17 protein-coding genes and 3 pseudogenes are annotated in these 25,001 nt (G+C 59.3%); 9 read left to right on the top strand and 11 right to left on the bottom strand.

Annotation, left to right across the window (positions count from 1 at the left end; all coding sequences use genetic code 11):
* Positions 1–514: 514 nt before the first annotated feature.
* The 4 genes from LB547_RS25740 to LB547_RS25725 form a co-directional block, all read right to left on the bottom strand.
* Positions 515–1,357: a TIM barrel protein gene (locus LB547_RS25740; protein ID WP_064994854.1), complete on the bottom strand. Its 843-nt coding sequence runs from the start codon at positions 1,355–1,357 to the stop codon at positions 515–517.
* Positions 1,358–1,922: 565 nt separating this feature from the next.
* Positions 1,923–2,543: an FMN-binding negative transcriptional regulator gene (locus LB547_RS25735; RefSeq protein WP_064994855.1), complete on the bottom strand. Its 621-nt coding sequence runs from the start codon at positions 2,541–2,543 to the stop codon at positions 1,923–1,925.
* 478 nt (positions 2,544–3,021) lie between these two features.
* Positions 3,022–3,744 (bottom strand): B3/4 domain-containing protein, encoded by a 723-nt coding sequence (locus tag LB547_RS25730; protein ID WP_176479568.1) that lies wholly within the window; start codon positions 3,742–3,744, stop codon positions 3,022–3,024.
* Between the two features lie 215 nt (positions 3,745–3,959).
* On the bottom strand, positions 3,960–5,465 hold the full coding sequence (locus LB547_RS25725) for a PLP-dependent aminotransferase family protein (protein WP_064994856.1): 1,506 nt from the start codon (positions 5,463–5,465) through the stop codon (positions 3,960–3,962).
* 110 nt (positions 5,466–5,575) lie between these two features.
* Between LB547_RS25725 and LB547_RS25720 the strand changes: the two are divergent.
* Positions 5,576–6,714, top strand: a pseudogene (locus LB547_RS25720) (trans-sulfuration enzyme family protein); the annotation flags it as partial.
* 31 nt (positions 6,715–6,745) lie between these two features.
* On the opposite strand, the pseudogene LB547_RS32755 reads toward LB547_RS25720, so the two are convergent.
* Positions 6,746–6,930: pseudogene (locus tag LB547_RS32755) on the bottom strand (hypothetical protein); the annotation flags it as partial.
* On the opposite strand from LB547_RS32755, the gene LB547_RS25715 reads away from it, so the two are divergent.
* Both LB547_RS25715 and LB547_RS25710 read left to right on the top strand, forming a co-directional pair.
* The gene (locus LB547_RS25715; RefSeq protein ID WP_140688030.1) at positions 6,854–7,165 is read left to right on the top strand and encodes a dihydrodipicolinate synthase family protein; all 312 of its coding nucleotides are present in this window, start codon (positions 6,854–6,856) and stop codon (positions 7,163–7,165) included. The pseudogene LB547_RS32755 and the gene LB547_RS25715 sit on opposite strands and share 77 nt — an antisense overlap.
* A gap of 712 nt (positions 7,166–7,877) precedes the next feature.
* Positions 7,878–8,069 (top strand): hypothetical protein, encoded by a 192-nt coding sequence (locus LB547_RS25710; RefSeq protein ID WP_013533545.1) that lies wholly within the window; start codon positions 7,878–7,880, stop codon positions 8,067–8,069.
* Positions 8,070–8,712: 643 nt separating this feature from the next.
* On the opposite strand, the gene LB547_RS25705 is transcribed toward LB547_RS25710, so the two are convergent.
* A complete protein-coding gene (locus tag LB547_RS25705; RefSeq protein WP_064994861.1) occupies positions 8,713–9,426 on the bottom strand; it encodes a GntR family transcriptional regulator in 714 nt (237 codons plus the stop codon).
* A gap of 371 nt (positions 9,427–9,797) precedes the next feature.
* Between LB547_RS25705 and LB547_RS25700 the strand changes: the two genes are divergently transcribed.
* Positions 9,798–9,998, top strand: coding sequence for an ATP-binding protein (locus LB547_RS25700; RefSeq protein WP_064994862.1), 201 nt, complete (start codon positions 9,798–9,800; stop codon positions 9,996–9,998).
* An 869-nt stretch (positions 9,999–10,867) separates the two neighbouring features.
* Here the strand turns inward: LB547_RS25700 and LB547_RS25695 are convergent.
* Entirely contained in the window at positions 10,868–11,068 is a 201-nt protein-coding gene (locus LB547_RS25695) for an IS110 family transposase (RefSeq protein WP_224655973.1), read from the bottom strand.
* Positions 11,069–12,090: 1,022 nt separating this feature from the next.
* Between LB547_RS25695 and LB547_RS25690 the strand changes: the two genes are divergently transcribed.
* The gene (locus tag LB547_RS25690) at positions 12,091–12,663 is read left to right on the top strand and encodes a periplasmic heavy metal sensor (RefSeq protein WP_064994874.1); all 573 of its coding nucleotides are present in this window, start codon (positions 12,091–12,093) and stop codon (positions 12,661–12,663) included.
* Between the two features lie 203 nt (positions 12,664–12,866).
* A pseudogene (locus LB547_RS25685) lies at positions 12,867–13,473 on the top strand (carbamoyltransferase C-terminal domain-containing protein); the annotation flags it as partial.
* An 882-nt stretch (positions 13,474–14,355) separates the two neighbouring features.
* On the opposite strand, the gene LB547_RS32555 reads toward LB547_RS25685, so the two are convergent.
* Positions 14,356–15,327: a CHAT domain-containing protein gene (locus LB547_RS32555; protein WP_064994875.1), complete on the bottom strand. Its 972-nt coding sequence runs from the start codon at positions 15,325–15,327 to the stop codon at positions 14,356–14,358.
* A gap of 512 nt (positions 15,328–15,839) precedes the next feature.
* Between LB547_RS32555 and LB547_RS25675 the strand changes: the two genes are divergently transcribed.
* The 3 genes from LB547_RS25675 to LB547_RS25665 are packed head-to-tail and all read left to right on the top strand — an operon-like array spanning position 15,840 to position 20,501.
* Positions 15,840–16,937 carry a CHAT domain-containing protein gene (locus LB547_RS25675; RefSeq protein ID WP_064994865.1) on the top strand — a complete coding sequence of 366 codons (1,098 nt, stop codon included), beginning with the start codon at positions 15,840–15,842 and terminating at the stop codon, positions 16,935–16,937.
* A 51-nt stretch (positions 16,938–16,988) separates the two neighbouring features.
* Positions 16,989–19,412, top strand: coding sequence for a caspase family protein (locus tag LB547_RS25670; protein ID WP_064994866.1), 2,424 nt, complete (start codon positions 16,989–16,991; stop codon positions 19,410–19,412).
* 9 nt (positions 19,413–19,421) lie between these two features.
* Positions 19,422–20,501, top strand: coding sequence for a hypothetical protein (locus LB547_RS25665; RefSeq protein WP_064994867.1), 1,080 nt, complete (start codon positions 19,422–19,424; stop codon positions 20,499–20,501).
* Positions 20,502–20,679: 178 nt separating this feature from the next.
* On the opposite strand, the gene LB547_RS25660 is transcribed toward LB547_RS25665, so the two are convergent.
* From LB547_RS25660 to LB547_RS32550, 3 genes are all read right to left on the bottom strand, one after another.
* Positions 20,680–23,691, bottom strand: a complete 3,012-nt coding sequence (locus tag LB547_RS25660; protein WP_064994868.1) for a DEAD/DEAH box helicase — start codon at positions 23,689–23,691, stop codon at positions 20,680–20,682.
* A gap of 2 nt (positions 23,692–23,693) precedes the next feature.
* A complete protein-coding gene (locus LB547_RS25655; protein WP_084016088.1) occupies positions 23,694–23,921 on the bottom strand; it encodes a YodC family protein in 228 nt (75 codons plus the stop codon).
* 263 nt (positions 23,922–24,184) lie between these two features.
* Complete coding sequence (locus LB547_RS32550) at positions 24,185–24,577, bottom strand: hypothetical protein (protein WP_318013159.1); 393 nt, start codon at positions 24,575–24,577, stop codon at positions 24,185–24,187.
* Between the last annotated feature and the right edge of the window lie 424 nt (positions 24,578–25,001).

Raw genomic sequence — 25,001 nt, 5'->3', positions numbered from 1 at the left:
CTGTCAGTTCTGCGGGTCACGTGCCGGGACGGTGTAACTCGACGGGAGAAGCCGCTCGCGAGCGCGCGCTCAACAGCGCGGCAGTGAGCGAGCGGCGTAGGGGGGGGTTGGCGTGAAAGGGATTGAAGCGTCGGGCTCGAGGCCTTTATCGAGCGGGGGTTACATTCGCTTCGGCAGCGTGGAACGACACACGATCGATGTCTTTGAGCTGAACCCCGGACGTTGCGAGGCAGTGCTGAAGAAACCCCAAATCGGCTGGGCGCAAGCTCGCTTGACTTAGATCGGGCTACGCTAATGTTCGCCCCTCAATCAGACATGGTCTAACACAAAAGTTTCGATAGCCCGCCCCCTCAGCACCAGATCCAAGGTTTCGCCTTGCCGACCCATCTACTTGGCAGGGCCGCCCAAGGCGGTCCATGGCCAGTCTTGAAACAATGGCGACCCGCAAAGCACCTGCATGATCAGGGCACAGGAGCGATCTCCAATGACTTCTCCGCTCAATTGCCTCCGCGCCTCAAACCGGAACTCGCCTGAGAAGCCCGCGTCGGATGAGATCGATGCTGGCGGCAAATGCGCCTGCAAAGTCATTTAACGCATGGACCTCCTCCACAAGCTCAAAGGAGAAGGGGCCCGAATAGCCGCCATCGAGTAGCGTCCGGATTTGGCTGCAATTGTCCGAGCCGCCCAGGATGCGATCCGGGCGAATCCAGAAGGTTGGATCGTTTATGCTCGAAATGTGCACGAGACCGGTCAAGTCGCAGAAGAAGGACGTCTCGCTGGCAAGCGTGTGGTGGAATGTATCGTGGACAAGCCGGAAGGCGGACTGGCCATCAACCGAGGCAATGGCGCTAGCCGCTTCTTTTTTCGACCGAAGTGAGGAGGTCTGGAACCCAAGCGGCTCGATATACCCAACGAGACCCCGCGACTGAAGTATTGGCTTTAGCGCCTTTAAGGCGACGCGGAGATTGCCTTGGCGCTCGGCATTGGCGGACCGCGAACCGTCGTTCACCGGCACCAGCATGAGCGCCTGGGCGCCGCAGGCGGCCGCATAATCGGCGAGCTTGCTGGCCTCGGCTTTGCGGGCGGGAGTCCACTCGTCGAATCGCTGCAAGGCGTTGACTGAGATAATCGTGACTCCCGCTTCGGCAGCGGCAGCCCGGATATCCGCCGACGGCTTGCCGCGCACAACAGCCTTGCTGCAAGGATTAGTCCGGACTTGCACGTCGGTCAGACCGAGATCGCGGGCGAGTGCGAGGAACGTCATGACGTCAAGCCCAGGTGTCGCCATATGGTCGAGCGCAAACCGAAGCGGCGCCAGGCGCACGGAGTGGCGTTCTTTCATCAAGGCGGCCGCCATTCGCGGCTCACTGGCCGTTTCTCGATTTTCAAGGCCGAAATGTTCGGCATAGGGAGGCGAGCCGGTCGAAGTCACCCGCTCTCTATTCATAGGATTGTCTATCATTGTGAGCCGACTTTCACGCAACGGGTACCACCGCGCCTCTTGAGACATTCATCTGCTAAGCGAAATGACCGAAGATGGATCCAGCCTACCCAGCCGCTTCTGCAGAGTGAGTACCAGGCCGCAAGGATGCTGAACCGCTCCGGAGCCAAACTGATGTGGCCGGCTGCTCCGCCGTAGCGAGGTGGACGGCCAGTGCAATCATAGGGCCTCCCCGACCTCTCCCTCAGGCTCTGATTCAATCCAGGACGCGCTGCTGTGCGGCCTTTAATGGCTCTGGGCACAAGGCCAACGCGTCGGCGAGCGTATTGAACGCAATCGGGGCGACCGCCGGCGAGACTGCGGGCGACAACATAGAGTCGCCGAGCACCAGGCGTTATCGCCAGCACAAAAGCCGCGGCAAGGCGTGGGGCGAGTTGCGTCAAATTTGTCATGGTGGTCGATACCAACGAAGTTTATGTTGCTAAGGGATGAAGGAGGCGACCTCACGGTCAGATGCCCGCTCGCTCGCTGCGAGGCCCGCAGCCACTCCGGCACGGTCGGCCGCGTTCCGATTCTGGCTCATCTTGCGCTTGCCCTCGATCCTCGTGATCGACATGCGCAGACCCACAATTCCGCGGAGTTGGGCCTGCACGAAATCCGACGGCGCATCCGACACCGCCCAGGGCGAGACGCGCTCACCCTCTTGGTGGTCGGTCAGGCGATTCACGGCCTCCAGCAGCCTCCCGGTGTCCTCGAAGAACTCGACCGGGCCATAGGCGTGGACGGTGACGTAATTCCAGGTAGGCACAACCTTCCCGGTTTCCTGTTTGGTCGCATACCACGCCGGGGTCACGTAAGCTTCCGGCCCCATGAAGATGGCCAGACCGTCGCCCAGCGGGGGAACACGGCACTGTGGATTGGCCTTGGCGAGATGGCCGTAGATCACGCCGTGCTCGCCCTCGCTTTCATCAAGCAAGAGGGGCAGCGGCGAGGCGAAGAGTCCCTCGGCCGTCGCGGTGACGAAGTTCGCCAGAGGAGATGCGCGGACGCTCGCCCGCAGGAAATCCATATCATCATCGCGGAAGGCGGGAGGGGTGTACATCGGGGGAACTCCGTGTGTGCGCTGCAGGTCGGGATACCGGCAATCTGACCCTCAGGAAACAGCCAGTTAATTACAAATGAAGTCGTCCAGTTGGTGAAGTGACCTGGCGAGCCCAGATCATCGGGCCAACTATCTTAGTGGCCCAACAGTCGTAGAGGGCCGTGTGTCCAGCTTGCGTAGCCCAGCAGGACCTGTGTGACGCCGAGCTGGCGCCGTCCTCCCGGGTTGGCAAAATTAATTAGGACACAGCATGTGCCGCCGAGCCGCTGGCGGTGTCGGCGGCAAGCTCGCGACCCGCAGATATGGCTGCGTACCGATCTGCTCGGGAAGTTAGCCTTCGAAGGAGGCGGAGAGCTCCCCCGACGGGTGAGCATACGCCTCTCGATCGACATCTCTGATAGGCTTCCGTGCTGCCGGCCTGCCTATCAGGCCGCGCATGCAGGCCAGCTCAGCCGCGATGACAGGGATGGCACGTTCCTCAACCGACCCGCCTGGCGGAACTGGCGACCGAGGCTTTTGCGGTGGTGATTTCCTGTTCGTAAACCTTACACCCTGGTGCAAGCTCTCTCAGACCGCTCACGAGCATCTTAGCTGCGTCCTCGAGCGCTCCCTCCGGCATCGCTGCTAAGCTTTCCAAAATAAACCACATGCGGCCGCCCACCGTCTCCAACCGGGTGCGCGTGCCCTGCCGCCAGTTCCAGCGGCGACATGTAACTGCCAGATCGTCGCGCCAGATGACCTCCCCCTTGGAAGGCTGTTCGACGACCGCTTCGCCATTCAAAACAGTGTGGAAGCACTCCGTTCCTTCCGCAATTGTCAGCCGTGGTTTACCGACGTATGCATCGAAATTTTCGCCGCCGACGGGTATTGCGAAACGCAGGCTCACTGCATTGTAGAGGTCAACGACAGGATTTATCGATGGGATGCGGCCGTCCCTCTCCACCCGTTTTTTCAATGCGTGCGCCGAGCACGGCGTCCGGTTTGGTTTTGCTCCGAATCGGACGTATGCCTCCGCCCAATTGGCTAAGTGCGCTTCTCCCCAGGCGGGTCCTCCCGCTCGGACGAAATCGCAAGCCTCTCCCAACACGTCTCGAGCCATGACGCCTCGCGCACTGTCCTGTGCATCAACAAGAATGCTGATAGCGCGAAAGTCAGGTGCGATCTCTGCCATTTCCTCGTCGATCAGCGGAAAATCCATCAACGCTTTCTCCTTTAAGCCGGCCGCACGGCGCCTTGCTTCCACTGGATGTAGGAGTCTCGTCGAGAACTCTCTTCGCCAGGTCGCAGGGTCAGAGTACTGCCCTGGACCCTGACTGGGCGACAGGGCCAGTCATGGCAAGTCTTGCTGATCCAGTCTGCGATCGCTGCCGGCGTGACTCTGGGGTCACGAGCCAGGCCTGTGCACCGTCAGGCCGGTTATTGAGGATGTTGCCGAGTGCTCGCAAGGCTTTTTACCCGTTGAACAGCGCCAGTAAGGAGCCGAACGCCATTCTCGATCTGCCGAATGGTCAGGGCGGAATAGCCCATCACCAGTCCAATCCGGTCAGCACGGCCTTCATCTCGAATGTATAGTGATGAAATCGGATGGATGCCCACCCCGACCCGCCGCGCCTCTTCAACCAGGATGTCCTCCAGCGAGCGAGAAAGATCCTTGAACCAGACGACGACATGCAGCCCTGCATCAGCACCCTCGATGACAATACTGTCTGCGAACGCGCGTTGAAGGACGGCAAGCAGCGCCTCTCGACGCTCGCCGTTGAGACGGCGGACGCGTCGCACATGGCTTTCATAACCACCGCTCTCGATAAGTGAGGCCAGGGCCTCCTGTTCGGCAACCGGAGAATGCCTGTCGAGAAGCTGCTTGGCCGTCGCAAAGACATCTTGCAACTCGGCCGGAACCACCAGGTAGCCGATGCGCAGCATCGGCGACAGTGTCTTGGAGATCGTCCCAACATAGATCACGGAACTGCGGTCTTCCAGCTTGTGCAACGGGGGCACCGGACGAATGTCGTACCGGTACTCGCCATCGTAATCGTCCTCGATGATATAGGCGTCGTTGCGCCGAGCCCATTCGAGAAGCTGATAGCGCCGCGAAATCGACAAGACGCCGCCGAGCGGGAACTGGTGCGACGGGGTGACATAGGCCAGCCGCGCCGGAATTTCCTGCAGCAGCTCCGTCTTCATGCCCTCGCTATCGACGGCGACGGCCACTGGAGTGGCTCCTGTGCTGGCAAAGACCAGGCGCGCCATTCTATAGCAGGGATCCTCGATCACGAAGCTGTCAGCAGGATCCAGCAGCAGACGCGCGCAAAGGTCCAGGCACTGTTGTGATCCACTCACGACGAGGATCTGCTCGACCCGGCAGCTAAGCGTTCGGGCGCGCCACAAATATCCCTGCAACGCCTGGCGCAAGCGATGCGAGCCGCGTGGATCGTGATAGGCCAGCCTTCCGGTACTTTGTGACATCGCCGCGTTCATCGCGCGCTTCCACGTCAGTGCAGGGAAATCAGATGGTGCGAGGTCGCCGTAGCGGAAATCGACCTTGAGACGGTTGGGGAGGTAGTCGGACCGTGGCGGACTGGCGCGCAGTCGCTCGCCGTAACTGGAAAGGTGAATCGGGCCAGTCCGTTTCGGCACCGCGCTGGTCGCTTTACTCCCGACTAGCGAAGCTGCAACGCGAGGTCTTGCGCCTTGGATGACCTCAATGAAACCCTCGGCGACCAGCTGGTCATATGCCACCGTCACCGTGGTTCGCGACACACCGAGTTCATTTGCGAGGCCCCGGGACGACGGCAGTTGGCTGCCCGTTTCATAGATGCCGCCCAGGATCTGCTCGCGAAGAGCTTCGCAGATCTGGCGCGCGCCCAGACCTTGAGGGCGAGCTGTCGAAGCGGCAGGAGAAGGCTGGACCATTTCTTTCATCGCCAACTGAACGTTCCATCTGAGTTAGTGTGACGGCATTGTCCCCGAAATCAAGAGGGCTAAAGCCGATGGCCAGCGCCGAAGATCCGCTTGAAAACGAGGCAATATCAATGCCATTCCGGAACGAGGTCGACCTCGCATTTGCCACCCGGGTCATCCATCACGGCTACGATCCGGCCGGCTTTTCCAATTCCGTTCAGACGCCTGTGTTTCTTACATCGACCTAGATTTGAAGGCGTGGCAGCAAACGAAGCCGCCGCAGCCCTTGGCGGAAGACTTCTACGCACGCGAATACAACCCGACGACTGGGGTCCTCGAAAAGCGGCTCGCCAATCTCGAAGGAGCCGATGCTGGGCTGGTACTCGCCTCGGGGATGGCGGCCTTCGGCACGCTGATCCTTTCGCTGCTTTCGCAAGGTGACGAACTCATCGTCCACAACACCGTTTATGCCAATGCACTCGCCATGGTCGAACAGGGCCTGCCGCATTTTGACTAAGGTCGTTGCCCTCGACCTGTCAAATCCCAGTAATCTCAAGGGGGCCATCACCGAAAAGGACTCGGCTCGTTTTCTTCGAGACGCCGATCAACCCGTTGAGCCGTATCCTCGACATCGCTGCCATTGCCAAACACGCCCACTCTCGCGGCGTGAAGGTCGCGGTCGACAGCACCTTCGCCTCGCCCGCCCTCCAGCGTCCGCTGGAACTCGGAGCTGACATCGTGATCCATTCGCTGACCAAGTACATCAACGGACATGGCGATGCGCGGGGCGGTGTCATACTCGGCGATGCGAAGACATTGCACCTGTTGCGCGAAACTGGCCTGCGCTATCCGACCCGGGCAGCGCTCTCGCCCATGTCCGCGTTCCTGATCTTGCGCGGGCTGAAGACACTCACGCTGCGTATGGAGCGTCACAGTGCCTCTGGGCTCGCGGTCGCCCAGGCGCTCGACGCACCGGGCTGTGGCTTGGGTTAGCTATCCGTTTCTCCGCTCTCATCCCGACCATGAGATCGCGCGCAGACAGATGTCGAACGGCTCAGGCATGTTGGCTCTCCAAACGGGGTTCGAGGGCGCGCGCCGTATGATGGACGGTCTCACGTTGATCACCAGGGCAGTCAGCCTTGGCGATGCTGACCGTCTCATTTATCATCCGGCAAGCCTGACCCGCTCGCGCAAGTTAATCTGCAAGGACGCGCATTTGCCTGAAGCAGTCGGCGACGACCTCATGCGCCTGTGGGTAGGACTTGAAGACGCCGTCGCTGCCGTCACTATCGCTTGGCGTAAACCGCGAGCGGGACTCGTCCACCCGTTTCGTCCAGCGCCTCGGAAAAGCCCGACGGCGTTCCTCGCGTGACAGATACATGTAAGTGCCGGTGCTGCCGAGCAGGCCGATGGAATCCACCTTTGCTGCACAGGGCGCCGATTTGATCACCGATCTCAAGCAGGCGAACGTGGGCGCTTTGCGCACCGATGAAGCGGTAAAATATGCAAGTGATGCGAAGGCCCTCGGCGCAGCCGCGGGATTTTCGCCGCTTTGTCCTACAGTCCGCTCACTGAGGACGAGGTTTTCGAGCATTTTTACGACAGTGGCGCGCGAAAGTGGCCTTCCGATCGTGATCTACGACGATCCTGCAAACACGCATTTTCGCTTCACGCCAGCACTCATCCGCGTCTGGGACAGCTGCCTGAGATCCTCGCTATGAAAAACTCAGCGGACCGGGGCGATGCTATCGAAGGCCAACTTGCGTACCAGAAAGAAATATTGCCGAAAGAATTCTCAATCGGCTACAGCGGCGACTGGAACGTCACGGCGGCCCTGATCGCGGGCGCCGATGCATGGTACAGCGTCCTCGGTGGCATCTTGCCGGAGCCCTGCCTGGGGATCGTCAGAGCGGCTCGGCACGGCGACCACACAGAAGTACACGGGTTAGACGCTACGCTGGCCCGGTGTGGGAGCTTTTTAAAACGTTCTCGAGCCTTCGCATTGTCTACGCTATCGCAGAGCTCCTCGAAATCTGTTCCGCCCAGCCCCCACGGCCAATCAAGCCGGTTTCCGCTGCCGCGAAGTACCAGGTCGCCGAAGTCCCGGCCCGTTTAGGATCAGGTGCCCCAATCGTAAGCCCCGCTTTCGAGTGGTGTGCTGACCACCGACGGATTACAGCTCTCGACCCCTACCCAGCGAGCTCACCGTGTGTGCCGAGGGAGCGCAGCACCTCCCGTCCCTCGGGACCACATCCTTGCTCAGCGGCTTGCGAGGCCAGCTCTCACTGCGGCACAGTTCTGGCAAAATGTCATCGTCCGAGCATGCTACTCCTCCTGATTGTGTCAAGTTTAAATCAAATTGTCCTATGTATGTTCACCGTTGCGCGACACTGACCTCGTAGAGGGCTGACGCGGCGGCTACTGAGAGGTTAAATGAAGAGCGATTTTTCCGCGGCCCGGGTGCATTTAGATCGGGCGTACCACTATCTTGGTGGTGATGACCCGATGAGCCAGACGGGGCGTGAAGCCTTGGACGCTATAATTGAGGCGGTCGCCTTCGAAGAATTCAAACAGCCCCGCCAACAGGCGGAGGTGCTACCATTTCCGGATGTGCGTCGCTTCTGAGACGATCGCCCTAGCTATTGACCTGTGGAGCAAATCCTCCCTGCTCCCCAGGCATAACCGGATGGGTAATAGCCATGAAGGCCTGGGGCGCGCATCCACGATGCCGGGCAGGTAGCGAACCCCATGGCCGGGGACCACGCGGTCGATTGGGCCAAGGTCCTGTCCGAAGCGCTGAGGAGAGTTTCCTTTCGGGCGAGACCGTGACGTCTGTCGCCAGACGAGGGGGCGTGCGCCGGCGAGCCTCGGCGTGGCGCGCCGAAGCGGTGCCGTACGCCGTTCGGCGGCCTTGTTTGTTGAGAATGCCGGCGATGACGGCGTCGGGTATGCGGTGCAAGCCCCCGCAGCAGCACCAGCGTGTGCTCGTCCGTACGACGAGGAGCGGGCCAGCGGGCCGACGCACATATCTACTTTGAACGCTCCGGCTGGCCCCCGTCTGGAAAAATTCCCGAAAATTGGCGCGATCGAAGCTTTTGAGCGGTGTTCGCTATAACCTTCACATCAATCACCGCGCCAATCCGTCAGGCGCGAGGCTCGCGCGGGCAAGTCGATGTTGCATTAGTTAATCCTCCGGGGAATCCGCAAAAGCGCCGGCAGCAACAGCAGCAAAAGTGAGCCAGAGCCACATCTCAGTGGAAACCGCCGGTCAGCTCTCGTCGAAATTCGACTGCAATGTCTTCAACCAGCTCTCTTTCGTATCCCCGGCACGAAGATTACCCTCCAGCACAAGCTCGGGGACGGTTTCAATTGTCGCACTGAATTGCCGACCAATATTTGCGATCGCCCCATTTTTGTCTTGCTTGTCAAGAAGCTCTACAAGCTGTCTCATATCAGTTATAATACATGATAGACGCTCCGGCCGTTGCAAATCCAAAAGACGTACATATCTCGTTCGGATGTTGAACTCATGAACGAGATCCAGCATTTTTCCATTGTTTCCACCCTCTGCGATCTTCTCATAAAATACCTCGAGGAACTCCCCAAACAAAATACAGTCGTTAGAGCTGGGGATCGTAGGAAGCGTCGACCACGGCTTGGAATGCTCATCTGGGCCTTCCCTGAAAACACCCTGAAGTATTGCGTTGGCAACACCATACTCATCTGATAATTGCTTTGTATCCAGCTTTCTTGTGTAGTAGCCATTGCGAGGAGATCCGACGATGTACTTTTCGGTTTCGATCTGAATCAATGCCTCGCGTAACGGGGTAACGCTCGTTTTCAGGGTAACGCTGATTAGACGTGGGTCGAGTCGCGTATCGGGGGGCACCTTAAAATCGACGATAAGTTTCTTCAATGCTTTATAGAGTCGATTGGCCTTGGACCGATCCCATCCTGGTGTATCTTCGTGCTGCCTATACATGCCTTCTCCTGGGAGAATGGTTTCTGCTATTCAAAGAAGCTTGGGCTGCAGCCCCACTCCTGGTGTCCCTCGCCCGCCCGATCTGCCCTTACAACCCGGGGGAGCCGGTTAGATGGGGCTGATCCTCGTGCGCGCAAGTGACATTTTTGCCCCACGGGGACATTTGAACCTCGCCGCCACATCAAACGGTGAGCCAAAGCGGCCGCTTTGAAGCTGGCCTCAGCGAGCTTCGCCATGCCATCGGTATCGTTCTTGTTTCGTTAAGTTTCGCTTAAGGCGCACCAGAACCTGGTCGTCGCCGGCCAGACCGGGATCGAAAGTCATGGCTGGCCTGCGCCTTCGACCGTCAGGCGGCACGGCTCGATCATTCCGTGCTCTACCTGCGCGTTTTACGGCTCTCCGAGGGATTTGCGTTCGCCCGCATTGATGGCCGCTGCCGCCGCCTCATCTACAAGCTCACGCGCGTGCGGCTCCTCATCCTCGACGACTTCGGAACGCACTCCCTCATTGAGGAGCAGCACTTCCATCTGTTCGAAATCGTCGAGAAACGCTATCGACGCAAACCACCCTGATCACCGCCTGTTGCCAGATGGCATCATCGCCGAGCTAAATATCAGGGGCCGCCGCCATTCTCGACAGGCTCGCTCACCGCAGCGCTCCAGTGCGAAAGCAAAGCCGCTGCGTCTCCTATGAAGTCAGTGCGTGTCGCAGCCTCACTTTGCCAGAGCGCCGCCTCTATTCACTTCCCATGGTATATTAGTGAACAAATGTCCGCGTACTTAGCATCACGTCGTTCGCTGCCTGCAGTGCCTGCCCCCGTCACCTTCCGCCCTTCCATTGTGGAGAATCTGATCCAAGTGGCCAGCCGAGGTGTTCATGGGGCGCGCGATTGCGGGTAATCCTCTACGCTCCACTCGTCATTATTGCACGTCCGATAGCCAAGGCAATTCTGGGCAGCGCTGACATTTCCGCAAACACGCGCCGCACGATTTCCTCGGCGATCCGCTCCGGGGTCGACGTGGGCTCGTCTTCGGCCGGGACGAACGATGCCATGCCGGCGAGGCATTCGCGCAGCATGCGCCACGACCTTCGCCGCAGCGGGAACTGGCTTCATGTACATGCGCAAATTAGTCCTAAAGAAGATCGAGTGCGCGATCAAAATCATCGTCGACACCAGACGCGGGCACCAAGCGCTAGATTCCTTCCACCGTCATGATTGCTGACAACGGCCTTTGGCGTAGAAATTGGCCCGCCACTCGATCGGCGATCGAGGCACTTGGACTGCGGATATCAGGTGCAAGAGGCGGACTTGACGCCCTGACGGGCCGCATTTTTGCCTGGACGCGCCGGCGCGTCTGGAACGACCCGATCGCGAACGACGTGTGGCAGCGCTTCGATCGGGTCGACCTTGCGCCGGCCGATGCGGTCTGATCCTGTAAGCTCAGGCGCCCTCGACCAGCGCGCGCCGGGCATGGGTGTTGCCGGCCGTTGCGATGCGGCCCGCGCCAGACGGTCTCGCCACTCGATTGCTCGCCGGGACCAGGCCGAAGTAGGCCATGAGCCGGCGTGGATTGAAGAAGCGGGTGAAGTCGCCGACTTCCGCAACCAGCACCACGGCATTGGCTGACGCGATACCGCGTATTGCCTGCAGGCATCACCCACCGAGCGCCGGTTCATTCCGGGATCGGCTGAGTATCTGTTACTGGACCTGCTGCAGGCGCCGTTCCGCATCATGACGGCATCGACGTAGTCCTGAATCCGACCTGCTGAGCGGGATGTTCGAAGGCCAATGTCAAAAGCAATCGGCAGCAAGCCATTCGCCAGGCCGCCCCACGCTCTTGCTTATGCCCGTGACGCAGCAGAAATCGCGAAGACGTTCATGCGCTCGCGTCAATATCTGTCGCACGACGGGGCTACACAGGCGATCAGGTCGCGAATGGCTTCGTGATCGTTATGGGCACCCAGACGGGGGTCAACTCTCCGGCCCGATTGCGGCGGGCGAGCATGGTGGCATCCCGACGGTTTATCTTCACCCGATCGCCGGCCGCCTCGGAATCAGCGATGACGCCACCACGTCGCAGCGATGACTCAGGCTTGTGAGTTGGCGATAACGGCCATAACCGCACGCGCCGGTCTCCTAGCCAAACGCTAGCGGCTTGCCGGAATGCCCAGACGGTTGCAGAGCTTTTTGATGGCATCAGTGTCATTGGGAATCTCGCCGAAATATTCCAGCGATCCGCCGCGTCAGCTCGCTGCCACCGCGATCGAAATCCGCTCCTTGTGAATATCCACATATGGCCCGCCTCTTGTGCATGAGGCACTGCGCCGGCCAGCTGGCTTAACCCTCGGCCGTTGCTTATCGGATGACGGGCCACCCTCAGGCCCAGCAGTCATAAGGGGTACGTGGAGTCGCCGCGGCTCCTGACGCTATCACATCAATCCAGAAGTTGAACAATAAGTCAGACTATCTTATCAATAGGCTCTTATGCCTCTTCAACTGTAGGCGACATGCCCGATTGCATCGTTTCGCGCAAAAATAGTCGGATATATTTAGAAATATACTTATATTCTCTTGCCTTCTAACTGGCACAAACCTATCTGCTGCAAATGCCGGTTCTACTGATCCAGGCATTCCACTCGACCAACATTCAAAGGAATATGTTCATGCCCCAAACTGAACCCTCTGCGTGGCAGAAACTTCGTCAACATTTCTCCCGCACTCCGAAGTCGAAGAACTGGGGCAAGCGCATCGCAATCGGCGGCATTGCGGTCGTCACGCTTGCCAGCGTCGGCGTCTCTGGCGCGCTCAGCCAGGGTTACGGAGGCGTGCAGCGCTTCGACGTCGGCGGCGGCCACGGCGGACCCGACATGCACATGCAGACCGGCCTCCGCCATGGGACGGGCTACTGCGCGCATGACTTAGGGTCCAAGCTCGTTGATCTTGACATCACGCCCGAGCAGGAAGAAGAGTTGGCGGCGATCACCGACCAGGTCCATAACCATATTCGCCTCATCAAGCAGGGCTTAATCCAGGCGCACAATGATCTCGCCGAGCTGCTCAGCGCGTCAACCCTCGATCCCGACGCAGTGGAGGAGGTGCGCGCCGAGATTGTCGAGTGGGCCGGCGAGGCTTTGCGCGCGCTGACGACCGATCTGCTGGATGCCACCGAGGTGTTGACGGCCGAGCAGCTTGAGCAGTTGCTCGACGATTTCGGGGATCTCGAAGATCGCGGATAAGCTCTGTACGAGCACAGGTTCGAACGGAGCGGACAAACGAGCATGGCGGACCAGGTCCTCATCGTCGATGAAGACAGGCGGCTGTCCGCCATGCTCGCGGAATATCTGACGGGTTACGGGTTTCGTGTGCTAACGGCGGACACGGGGGGGGGCATTGCCGACATCGCGCGGCAGTACCCCCCAAGCCGTAATTCTCGATGTCAGACTGGTCAGTCTACAGCGGGCCGAATGTGGGCCGTGGCAAGATTCCCCCCGGTTGGCAATCTGCTGCTTTCAGTCTGAAAGATCTTGCCCGTTTGCTCGCCGACAACAAGCCTGTGGTGTTCCTTGCAGGCCGCGCAGAGCTTGGTCCGCGTGCCTTGGGAGGCAGAAGCATTCTGGCGGCTGCGACTTCGCCGGAAATGAAGGACCATCTCAACAAGATCAAAGTGCGAGAGCACTTCCGGCCGGTAGCGCCAATATGCTTGGAGGATCGTGCACCTGACATGTTTGACCCCGGCACGCCGGATCCTTACATGCTGTTCGACCACCGAACCCGTTCAGAGTGGAAAGAAATAATCCCGGCGGTCGTCCATCTCGACGGAACTGCGCGACTTCAGACGGTTTCAAGAGCTTCCGAACACCCAATTTGCAGAACTTCTCATAGAGTACGAGAAACTCACGGGCATTTCGCTGCTCTGCAACACGAGTGCAAATCTCAATGGACGTGGTTTTTTTCCGGATGCTGCTGCCGCCTGTGAGTGGGGCTGCGTAGACCACGTTTGGTGCGATGGGTTGCTTTTGACCAAGACAAGTCAATTCGAGGGCTGACCGAGCCGCAGCCAAGGTTCCTGCATCGCCGGCGTTGAGCGCGGCTGCGACAATCATCGGGTCGCACATCCATGGAGCTGTTCCTTGGCTGGCGTCGATCACCACATAAGGTCACGTGGGCACACAGGCTAGCGTGCCGTCTCCTTCCTGAGCCGCCGGGGTGACATGCGACCGATCATTTCAACGTCGTAGTTGGCGTCATCGCAAGAGTATCCGGCGGCCTGAATGGTCTAGATCACAGCCTCATCGAGGAACGGTTCGTTGCACGAAATCGCTCGTAGGAAAATGGCGACAGGTCCAGTGTCTGAAACCCGCCGCGGATGCATCAATAACGTTCAATGGAAGAACTGACCGGTCAGGTTCGTTGCCCGCCATACCTCAGGGGTGAGCATCCGACGCCTCCCGATGCGCCGAAGGCCGACGTAAGCCACTTTAGCAACGTTGGACGGATGAACGAGGTTCGATATCCCGAAGCTTGCGCTTCCTCTTGGTTTCCGCAATCCTGACAGGATGCGACTTTCGCGTATTGCTTTGCGCTGGCAACAGTTCGGTTGGGCCAAAAGCCCGCCGCTGCGGTTGACTGAAAGCCGCCATTGACTGTCGCTGCGCCGCGACCGTCCTCGAGATGCGTGAGAACACTAGGCGCGCGATAGACACGCTACACCCTTCATCGCCGCTGAGTTGGAGAGAGCAAAACTGCGCAGAGAACGGCTCCAAACCCGACAGTGACGCGCAAATCCTTTGCTGAAGAGCTAGAAAGCGCCTCGCAACTGAGGATGCGCTCATCAGCATTGCTGCAGAGATGAAAGTGGGCGGTCGGAGGTCATTCAAATCGTGTTGCGCAAGTGGGAGCTCAAGCGGCTTGTAGAAGCGAACACCCGGCTAAGGACACTGCACGATAACAGGCGTTTCGTGCTCCGCGATGCCAAACAGTTTCAATTCGACAATCCCCAATTCGAATGCGACCGGGACGCCCTTTCCGGCACCAAGTGCTCGGTAGAAACCGGTGGCGAACGCGATCGCCGCCTCGTCACTGATTGTCGTGCGCATGCCGATGACGAAGGGGACATGCCGGGCAATCGCAAGAGCCTGGTTTTCAGAAAAGCAAGCGTTGAGCAGGACACACCGGACTTTCTCGCCCGCCGCCGCGAACAGCGCGGCCAACGCGTCGGGGTCGATTTCGTGGCTCGTGCCATCGGATGCTTCCACACAGATTGCACCATCAGCAGTACCGTGGCCGGAGAAGTGCACATAGGCCGGTTCGAGCTCAAGCAGTGCCCGCACCATGTCCTTGGCACGGACTGCTCCGCGTGCTTGGAGGTCAAACCGCTCGCGGTATCCTGCCGTTGCCAGCTCTTCTCGAATGTCCCGCAATTCCCTGTCGAGCCGCAACCGAGTTCTGTCCGAGGGATTGGCCGCTAGAAAGAGTATCCGGAGCTTCGTAGCCGTCTCGACAGCTAGTGCGCTCAGATAGGTCACATAGTCCATTGTACTGTCGGCCCAGAGCGCGATACCATCGAAGAAATCGGCTTCTGCGCGTTCGTAGCGACGCTGCGCTTCCTCCGTCCCGAAATGTTCACGCGAGACAGTTGGGTTGCGCGAATCTCTGATCGCCTGCGCGAACTCACGGCACCCCTTCCACTGCTGGCTGGAATCCCCTCCGGTCACCCGTCTGGCCTTCTCCCGCACAAGGCTTTCAATCAGCTCGACCTCCGCGTCCCTGGGCCATTCTTCGGGCGTGATACCCGTGTCTTCCTTACGGTAGTGTCCAGCGGTACGCTTCGCCCTGGCCTTGAGCGAGCCAATAAGGCTTTTTAGCCCACTTCCGTTCGCGTCGATTTCCGTCTTAGCCACGCTAATCCCCAATGCAGCGCATGCCGAGCAATGTACCCGTCGTGAGGCGCGAGCTTAACCTTAAAGCGAGCTGTGTTCGCCTGAACCGATTCGAGCCGACGTCTCTTGCGATCCGCTGCCGCCACCACCTGCCGATGGGATCGCTGGGATCTTCTCGGCGGAGCTGCGCTTCCTAGCGCCAATGCCGCGGCCCGCTCGAACGCTGTTCGGTCGCCACGAACTTTCAGCAGAATACCCCGTCGCCTTGATCGACCATACGTCGCCTCGTGGGTCGACAATTGGTAGGCAAGTTCATACGGTTTAGCTTCCAGTTCAAGAGCAGTGATGGAGAATTGCATGAACCAGCCAACTCTGCCGCCTTCTGAGCGGAATTACTTGAACTTTGTCCTCAGAAACGCGAGCCAGGGAAGCGAGGAGGCCTAGGTCCGATGTTTCAGGCGCCACGGTTTGATTGCCCCCGGCCAGCCCTTGCTCTTGGCTCGACCGCACCCATTCTGATTTCGGAGTAGACAATGTCGCGCATCGATAGCCTGCGCAGCGAACTCGCTCGGCTTAAGCAATCGGAAGGGCGGCTTCGGAAGGAACTCGCCGGGCACGAGGCAACAGTTGCTTTGGCGCGGAAAGATGCCGGTTCGAAGCGTCAGTCGGCGGCGCGGTCCCGCAATGCGTCGTCGATCAATTCCTATCTCCGCTCGGCTGTGTCACTCGACCACAAGGCCACCGAAACCGGTAAGAAGGCTGCCGCGGTCGCCGAGAAAATCGGTCGCAACGCCAAGGACCAAGCGAGGAAGCAGGCAGCGATCGCTAGCGCGGAAGAAGACCTGCGCAAGGAACGCGAGCGCGCCGACAAGAAGCGCCGACGTGAGGAACTCACTCACGCGCGTCAGGTTCACGGGCTCCTGCAGTCGGCCCCGCATCTCGCGCGTATCCCCGAGCCCAAACCCGAACGGCTCCGAGTCCTCTACGTCACAGCCAATCCCGAAGCGACCGAACGCATCTACCAGCGCGACGACGGGTCAGTCGTCGAGGAGGGCCGCTGGCTCCAGACCGACCGTGAGGTGCGGGACGTTCTCAAGGCACTCAAGAGTGCGCTGCATCGCGATCTCATCGATCTCGAGCATCTTCCGGCAGCGACGTTCGCCGATCTGATCGATGGGACAAACGAACGACGTCCGCATGTTATCCATTTTTCGGGTCATGCCGCCGAGGGCGCCTTGCTATTTGACGACGGGCTTGTCCACAGTACTCAAGCACGACCGATACCGCTGCAGTGGATTGCCGATCTGCTGGCGGCAACGACAACGCCACCGATTCTCGTTGTCCTCAATGCGTGCGACAGTCTCGTCGGCGCCGAAGCGCTGCTCGAAACGGTCCCTGTTATTATCGGAATGCGTGGTGAAGTCGGGGATATTGGCGCCAGGGTATTCGCAGTGCGTTTTTATGCAGCGATCGCTGAGGGACAGCCGGCGGGGATGGCTTTGCAGCAGGCCAGACTTGGCCTCAAGGACGCCTTGCTGCTGGACGACGCCTCCTTGCTCGAGTCGTTGTCACGATCGGGGATAGACCTTGATCAGGTTGTGTTGGTGAAGGGGCAAACGCCAGCCGCCTGAGACTGATAGTTCGTGCCGGCGCGTCCGGACCAAAATGGAACTGGGGGACTGATGAGTAGCGACGACAACGCTGAACGCGACAAGGGTCTCGTCTTTGTGGATACCGCTTTCGACCGACGGCCCGCGACCCATGTGATGATCATTGGCGTCGGCGCGTTTCAGAGCAAGAAGCTGAAGCCGGTTACTTCACCGCCGATCTCGGCACGCGCTATCGCCGACTGGTTTCTCGATCAGAAGGCCGGATTCACCAACCCGGAGCGGCCGCTCGGGAGCCTTGCACTGGCCCTCTCTGAAACGCCCCCTGGGCAGGCTGGCGCCCAATATGCAAGCGTAACCGTGCCACGAGCGACGTTTGCCGAGGTGAAGGCTGCAGTGAAGGACTGGGTCAAGCGGGCCAATACGCACAAGGACAACGTGATGGTGCTGTTCCTTTCAAGCCACGGCGAGAGCTTCGGTCGGAGGACAGCCTTCTTACTTGAAGACTACGACACAGACCCGCTTGAGCAGACCGCCGGAATGACCGAGATCGAGCAGTTCATTACAGCGCTCGAGAACGCTGTGCCGACGTCGCAGCTGTTATTGTTCGATTGCTGCCGTTTGAAGACCTCGTTGGGGCTGCCTGCCGAAGAGGAGTTCGGCACCAAGCTGATCTCGCTTTCACGAGCGCGGGACGACCACGGTGGAACGCGCCACCAATGGGCGCTCTGCTCAACTAGCCTCTATGAGGAGGCCGACGGTCGGCGCGATAAGACAACTGTCTTCACCGACAGTTTGCTCCGAGCGCTCAACGGTGCCGCGGCCGACGTGTCGGGGGCACGCTGGCCGGTTCGACCCGGCATTCTCGTTGACCGGCTCACTCAGTTTCTAAGGCTCTTTGCTCGACCAGACGGGTCGTTGCAGACGCCGGCGGGCCGAGCCGCTGGAAGCTTTGCGATCACCTATCCTGGCGGCCTTGATCGGGTGAAAACCTATGTCAGTCTTTCCGATCGAGCCCGATGGCCACGCTGTCGCACCGTCATCTCAGACCATCGGGAGGTCGTGTCTACGAAAACTGCGGGCGAGGCCGCGCCCTTCTTCGCGGAGTTTGACCTCGAAGAACTGAAGACAGTGACGATTTCAATTGATCGGGACGGCAAGGCTCTTGGGTCAGAGATACTTACCCCTCGCGCTCCCGTGGCATTCGTCGAAATCGGAGCGGTACCGACCGTCGAAACCGCCTCGCCAGTCCCGCGTCGCGGCCCCGGCGCCGAATTGGTTTTTGAGTTTACTGCCGCAGCGGAGGTAGGGGCCGGCTTCGTCGTCGCATTGTCGCGGCGCGACGGCAACAACCCCGGTCCACTGAAACCAGTAGTCGGCGGCACTCGCGAAAAGCTGCGCCTTGACGTCGAGCCGGGTGCCTACAGCGCCGTCATTACGCTTCCCGACGGGACGAGCGTCAGCAGGGAACTCCAAGCCGAGCAAGGCGCGAGTGTCCATAGCCTGATTGTCAGCGGCCCTTCCCTGCATGAATGGCTGGGGTATGCGACCTTAGCCGGCGCGCTTCTTGCCAGCACCTCAATATCCCAGGGGCCAGACGCGGTCAGCGCACCTCGATTTCCACAGCAGCCTCTCAACCCTAGGGGACCGACGGTCACCAGTGTCGCCCGTTCAATGCCGGCCCCCTCGTTCTCCGAACTCGTCGGGGTAATGGCCAAGCCGCGCGACGCAGCCCGCCTAGGTGCGGCAGGCCCGCGAACACCCGCCTTGCGGGAGGCAGCGGGCGATCGGGACTTTCTTCGCTTTGATGTGCCCGAGCACAATCCTCTGGTCTTCGAGGACGCCTACACGCAGCGCAGCGGGCCGCTCTGGGCCGTCCTTGGATTCGGTACCCGCATCGAAGCGGCCTTTCTGCCGCAGTTGGGCCGGCCGAGCGACCCAAACGAATGGTCCGCTCACCTAATCGTCGCCGCCGCTCCAGCAGAAGGGCGAGCCGCGACGTCGGGCATCGTCGAGTCATACCGATGGTCCGGCCTGCTGGCGTTCCTCGCTTCGCGCGACTTCGAGCGTGGCTCCGAGGTTCTCAAGGTCATGCAAGGAGAGGTCCGCGAGGCCGTCCGCAGCAAGATGACCAACCCGCTTGCGGCCGTGGCGGGTGCTCTAATCGCAGTGGGAGCCGGAGCATCGGAGCTTGTGCCACGGCAATGGCTCGAGAACATCACCAACCGGTTTCCGCAAATCCCCGACGGGCCTATTATCCTGGCGCGTCGCCTGATGACCGAGAGGTCGCCCGACTTCGATCGTATCTCCGAATTGCTCGAACAAGGGTTCAGCCGCGGCGTGCCATTTTTCTCGCTCACCTGCGACTGGCTGGCCCGCGGTCTTGAATCGGTTCCTGGGTCGCAGGAGGAGTCTTCAGAGGAGCGAGGGCTGGTCCGGCGGGTCGCGGCTCGCGTCGATCCGCAACAGGCCTTCACAGTGGTCAAGCTTACTCCATGAGGTAGCTCAATGTTCACACTCACCATGAATCCGGCGTCTGAGGGCGATGCGCTTGTCCTCGCCTGGGGCGATGAGGACCATTCGTATCACGCCCTGGTCGATCTCGGCCGCACAAAGGACTACGGCACTGCCCGGCCTGCGCTAAAGGAGATGAGCAACTGCGAACTCTTCGTAATCAGCCACATCGATGCCGATCACATCGAAGGAGCCATGCCTTTGGTGCGCGAGGCGGCGGCGCCGTTCAATCCCAAAGAGGTGTGGTTCAATGCCTACCATCAGCTTGTCGAAGCGCGTGACCGCATTACAGCGGGTCTCGAAACCGAGCCACTCAACGCCGAGCAGGGCGAAAAGCTTTCGTCCGGCATCGATAAGTTCAATTGGAAATGGAACTCCCGCTTCGCCAGCCGCATAGCCTCACGTGGGAGCCCGGAGGCAAGTGGCGAAATTAGCTTCGCCGGGCTCGCGATTCGCCTACTCTCGCCCAACGATGCAGATCTTGCCGCGCTGATCCCGCGTTGGATGGACGAACTTGAAGCCAATGGACTCCGCCCATTCGACCCTGACCACGGAATGGGCGAACCTGGCTCAGGCCGCGAGCCCTTGTCCGGGCTGGACGTCGAGCAACTCGCCTCCAAACGCTTCAAGGAAGACACCGCCGCGCCTAATCGCAGCAGCATCGCCTTCATTGCCGAGTTCGGCGGTCGCCGCGTCCTTTTGGGCGCCGATGCCCATCCGGGCATCATGGAGCGCGCTTTGCGGGAGCTCGGAGCGAGCGAGGCCGAACCCTATCCCCTCGCTTGCTTCAAAGTCTCCCATCACGGCAGCAAGGCCAATACCTCGCCAGAGATTCTTAGGATTCTCGATTGCACGGCATTCGCCTTTTCGACGGATGGCTCGCGCCACAACCACCCCGATCCCGAAACTATCGCAAGAATCCTTGTGAATGACCCGGTGCGTCAAAAGGTTCTCTATTTCAATTATGCGCAAGAGAACACCACGATCTGGAACGACCCCGAGACAATGCGCCGCTTCAATTACCACTGCGTGTTTCCTGCCCAAGGCGAGCAGGGCTTGGTCATTTCTATCTGAGGGGAGTGGTCGCGTTCTCTTCCTCAGGGCAAAATCTGGGCACGGTCATCGGTCTTGTGATGATCATTACATGCCATGTTGCCGCATCGCGATCTGTTGGCCAAATGAGGTTGGAGCGGGCGTGAAAAAGCCATCGCAACCCCTGCCTTCCTATCGACCGCAGCCATACGAAGGCTGTTCAGGACCCAGTGATAGCAAGTTCCTCGTGCAATGCGGCGTACAACATATTCCCTCTCGCGTTCAACAAGGATACGAGTTCGGCTTCGGTTGCATGTTCGACTTGCTCTCGACTTCCATATCCGTTTTTCCACAACTCGAGGATTTCGCCGCGCGCTAAGACGATAGGTAATTCAGTCAAGGAGAAGGCTGCGCCGGGTATTCCAAGGTCAAGGCGTTTAAGCAAAGTACTCACCTCATCGGGATCATCAGCTCGACCAAGAACGATCGCAGCTATTCGGAGCACCGAGTCCAACAGGAAGCGGGTACCGTCAGCAAAACCCCTTATGTCGCCATGACGAATGGGCGAAAACGGATTGGTGGTGTAGCCAGTCTCAATATCCGTGATTGTAACGCCTTCGATCCAGTCCGAAACGATGAGCGCACGTTTGCAGCGACCGTAATATTTCACATCGCTTTCCGCACGATGCCATAGGGCACGCGCCACATGTTGGCCAAAGCGTTGCGAAACTTGTTGCTGCCGTTGCGGCTCACCGCGTCTTGTTTGAGGCGTGTAGTCTTCATCGCGTTCGGGCAGCGCTTCCAATAAAACGAGAACCGTCTCTAGTCCTATCGAATCCGGCGGCAATTGGCGTAGCAGCTCAACAGCCTGCATACTGGATTCCAAGCTGAGGGGTGACTCGCCGCAGGCGCGCCCTAGAGGCGTTAGCCTCAGCCTTCCATCGCGCTCATCAATCAACCCATCGTGCTGCATCCTCGTCATCAAATTGAGGAGCCGGGTTGACATGCTGCCGCGCCAGGCGGGATCTCTCAGCGAGGCAAGAAATCCTCCATAGGTGTTTGCCACCAGATCGACAACTGCATTGCTTGGAATATCCTTTACCTGCGCCAGAAGTCTAACGACCCACGTGCCCGGGCTTCTTTCGTCGAAGGAAGACTGGATGCGTTCGGGACGTCCCTGAACGTAGCGCCGGAAGAGATTCTCTCGCTCCATGCCGGTGTCGGCGAGAACTATGGCTTTGCCTTCTGTCTCGTAGCCCAGGCGACCTGCACGGCCCGCCATGTTCTTATACTGAGCGACAGTGTAAGGCTGCGGCTCCACTCCGCGAAATTCCGTTTCCGCCACGATGACGGTCGAAGCCGGCGTGTTTACGCCGGCAGCTACGGTGCTTGTCGCCACCAAAACCTGAATCCCACCGTTTGGGTCGCGAAAGCCTCTCTCCACGATCATGCGTTCTTCGCGATTAAGATCACCGTTGTGAAAGGCAACGCCGCCGTTGAGCGCGCGGCGAAGGCGTTCGGACATATCCGAACGATCCATTCCCGGCAGCATGTCCGCGATTGTTTGTGCTGGCGGCAAACCCAACTCGGCCGCGAGATATTCCGCGCAACCGGCGGATGGTCCTCTCGCGTTACGAAAGACGATGACCTTTTCGCCCTGACCGGCGAGATGCCGAACCAGCGGTACGAGAACGTCTTGGGAAGATGGCTTATCCCGGCGCTGCCGTATCTCGCAGCGTGCGAACAACTGCGCGACCTCCACCTCACCATTAGGACGCTGCAACTTCCACACGCCGCTCCGATCAATGACACCTTCTGTCAAGGGAACCGGACGCTCGGTCGTAAGGAGAAGTTCACAATCAAGCCAGCGCTCAAAGTTGTTTGTGTCGCCGATTACCGCACTCAGGGTCACCAACTGAGGTGCAATCCCCCGCTCGCGTGCGCTCAAAAGATTGGTGAGGATTAGCTCCACAACCATCCCACGACCCGGCTCTGTGATAAACTGTCCTTCGTCAATCACCACCAGACCGATTTGGTGAAGGATGTGCGGAGAGGAAACTGACAGAGCCAAAAACTTCTCATAAGTGAAGAAGGCTATGTCGTACTTGCCCCTTAGAACGTCGCCAACCTGATCTTGCCAATCGCCGCTGCATCGGGCGATGCGCAGATTCAAAAGGTCGCCATAGAGCGCAGAGAAATCTTCGAATTTTTCATTGACCAGCGCTTTGTAAGGGAGGAGGAAAACCGCCTTCTTTCCCTCGCCGATTGCTTTCAGTGCTGCCATCTCGCCGACAAACGTTTTGCCGGCACTTGTCGGCGCTACGACGAGAAGAGATTTTCCATCGAGCACGCCATGGCTATTCACAGTGGCGATCTGCAATGAATTCAGACCGGCGGGGAAACGATCGCTCCAAGCGTTCAGCGCATTCTGAGGAATTCCGTAGGCCGAAAGCTCCCCAATTGGACCTGAAACAGTGACCGTGCCCCTTTCGGGATAGAGCGCGCGGTAGCATTTACCGCGCATACCTTTCGGCAGGGTTAGCTCTCCTTCGACATGACCGAACATCACCGGAGTCTGTTCGTAACCGAATCGGGCTGCGTTGGCGCGGACCATTTGCACAACGCGGTCCACCATCGCAACCACGCTCACCGGCCCATCACTCTCCAGTATGCAATCCAAAATCGCCTTCGTAAAAAGACCGTGGCGTGTTTGGGGGTCTTCGAGGGCCTCCTCGTTTGGATTGCATGCAGCGAAAAGAATACGGCCCTGTCCACCAACTTCGGCGAGCGGCATCCCCGCTGCGCGCGGAATGTATCCGACATCCAGAACGCGTGCCGGCGCGCCACCGCTAAAGCAGCAATCTAGCAAAAGCAGGACAGCGCGCGCTCGCGAAGTCCGAAACTTCGCGGCAATCTCCGTCATGTCTATTGTCGTTCCCGGAACGTCGTCAGAGCGCGTATCCGTTAAAACTAATCGGTGGTCTTGCGTGCCGTGGCCGGCAAAAAACAGGATGACGACGTCATCTTCTGATGCACCGTCGAGCACATCGTCAAAGATGGCCGAAACCCTCGCATAAGTCGCGTCGTGGTCAGTGATAAGCGTTGGCTGAAACCGGTCAATAGAATCCGACAGCACCGCGCACATAGTCGAAGCATCACCCACAGCGCCGCTCAGTTCCCGCGCAAGCGGATCAAGATGTTTGTTGATTCCGATAAACGCTGCGCGGATCATGGTTAGGCTCTGTGCACCGCAATCGATCCGGTGGCGGGGCGTTCGTATTTTTTCAGCGCCACGGGCGGAAAAGTTTCTCTTTGAACGACTTGCTTGTTTCCGATTTTTTCAAACCACACGCACCACACGCCGTCCTCGTCCGTCATGCTCGTCTTGCCTACTTGCTCAACAGTCATTTGAGGACCCCCGGATTTCAGTTGAACAACATCACCCGCTGCAAATTCAGACATTTTCATCTCCTTGTTCGTGATTTGTCCCATCGTAACATTTTTTTGCGGTAGGCACTCCAGCGACTCGTTTTTGGAGCAATTATCAACAGGTGATGCACCAAGGCTTTACGGATTGAGTGTATTCGGTCGCGAGGGCGAACTTGCATAGACAGCGGTGCCGCCCATCAAACAAGCGGCAATCATATGCGTCAGCGAGTGCAGTCCACAAATAGGTCTGCAACATAGACGTTTCCGCCGTTCCGTCGAGACGCCAACCAAATCAGTCAAACGAACGGAATATGCTTCCGCAAACCGATCAGCGCTTCGATCGCCGCCAGCCCGCTGTCATGGCCTCCGCTTCTGAACAGAACCATCTTTCGCCTTTGGCTTCGGTGATTTTGGTGACGTTGTAGTACTTCTGTCCAGGCACGTGATAGATGCGCCGCCGTTTGCTGATATGTTGCCTTTGATATTGCAGCCGGAGTTGCCGTTGCCAATCGCAAAAGCGGTGCCGGCGGCGCTTGCGCATCGTCGCCATGCTGCGCCCGCCAGTCCCATGGCGGCAGAAGCGTTCCGACCCAAAGACCGGTCTTCGACGCCTTCGCTTTGGTCTGTTGTTTTGCATAGGCGCCATCGCTGTATTTTGGCCAATCGAGCGCTTGGCCGTGCTCGAGCATCCAGGCGGCGACGCTCGACCGTCGGCGCGCCTGCAGTCACCAACAAACCGGCCGTAGCGACCAAGTCCCGAACGTACACTTGACCGGCCTCGAGGCTGCTAGGAAGCCGTCCAGCGCTTCGGCGGAACGGCGCCCGCATGGATATTCGAATCCCTTGGCGTCGTCGCAGTATTGCCGGCTCTCGGGCGCGTCGATGCCATTGAAGCGGACACGCTGCCCATGGATCTCGATCGTGTCGCCATCGATGATGGAGGCGACACCGGCAATCGGCGCTGGAGCCGGCTTGGTCAGATTCAGTAGGTGACCTCGGGCAATGAGCCGCTGTGTTGCATGAAGAACTGCGCCACCAAAGCCGAAGCCGCGGCTACCGTCACGTAGATCACTCGCAAAGGCATGCCAGCCCACCGGCGCGGGCGATATTGCT

The sequence above is a fragment of the Mesorhizobium sp. B264B1B genome, assembly GCF_020165765.1.
Taxonomy (GTDB): Bacteria; Pseudomonadota; Alphaproteobacteria; order Rhizobiales; family Rhizobiaceae; genus Mesorhizobium.
This window is presented reverse-complemented; position numbering and strand designations above follow the sequence as displayed.

Bases quoted from the DNA above. Each gene is read 5' to 3' on its own strand.
- LB547_RS25740 (WP_064994854.1), bottom strand. From the start codon at position 1,357: ATGGCGGCCGCCTTGATGAAAGAACGCCACTCCGTGCGCCTGGCGCCG.
- LB547_RS25735 (WP_064994855.1), bottom strand. From the start codon at position 2,543: ATGTACACCCCTCCCGCCTTCCGCGATGATGATATGGATTTCCTGCGG.
- LB547_RS25725 (WP_064994856.1), bottom strand. From the start codon at position 5,465: ATGAAAGAAATGGTCCAGCCTTCTCCTGCCGCTTCGACAGCTCGCCCT.
- LB547_RS25715 (WP_140688030.1), top strand. From the start codon at position 6,854: ATGGAATCCACCTTTGCTGCACAGGGCGCCGATTTGATCACCGATCTC.
- LB547_RS25710 (WP_013533545.1), top strand. From the start codon at position 7,878: ATGAAGAGCGATTTTTCCGCGGCCCGGGTGCATTTAGATCGGGCGTAC.
- LB547_RS25705 (WP_064994861.1), bottom strand. From the start codon at position 9,426: ATGTATAGGCAGCACGAAGATACACCAGGATGGGATCGGTCCAAGGCC.
- LB547_RS25690 (WP_064994874.1), top strand. From the start codon at position 12,091: ATGCCCCAAACTGAACCCTCTGCGTGGCAGAAACTTCGTCAACATTTC.
- LB547_RS25675 (WP_064994865.1), top strand. From the start codon at position 15,840: ATGTCGCGCATCGATAGCCTGCGCAGCGAACTCGCTCGGCTTAAGCAA.
- LB547_RS25670 (WP_064994866.1), top strand. From the start codon at position 16,989: ATGAGTAGCGACGACAACGCTGAACGCGACAAGGGTCTCGTCTTTGTG.
- LB547_RS25665 (WP_064994867.1), top strand. From the start codon at position 19,422: ATGTTCACACTCACCATGAATCCGGCGTCTGAGGGCGATGCGCTTGTC.
- LB547_RS25660 (WP_064994868.1), bottom strand. From the start codon at position 23,691: ATGATCCGCGCAGCGTTTATCGGAATCAACAAACATCTTGATCCGCTT.
- LB547_RS25655 (WP_084016088.1), bottom strand. From the start codon at position 23,921: ATGTCTGAATTTGCAGCGGGTGATGTTGTTCAACTGAAATCCGGGGGT.
- LB547_RS32550 (WP_318013159.1), bottom strand. From the start codon at position 24,577: ATGCTCGAGCACGGCCAAGCGCTCGATTGGCCAAAATACAGCGATGGC.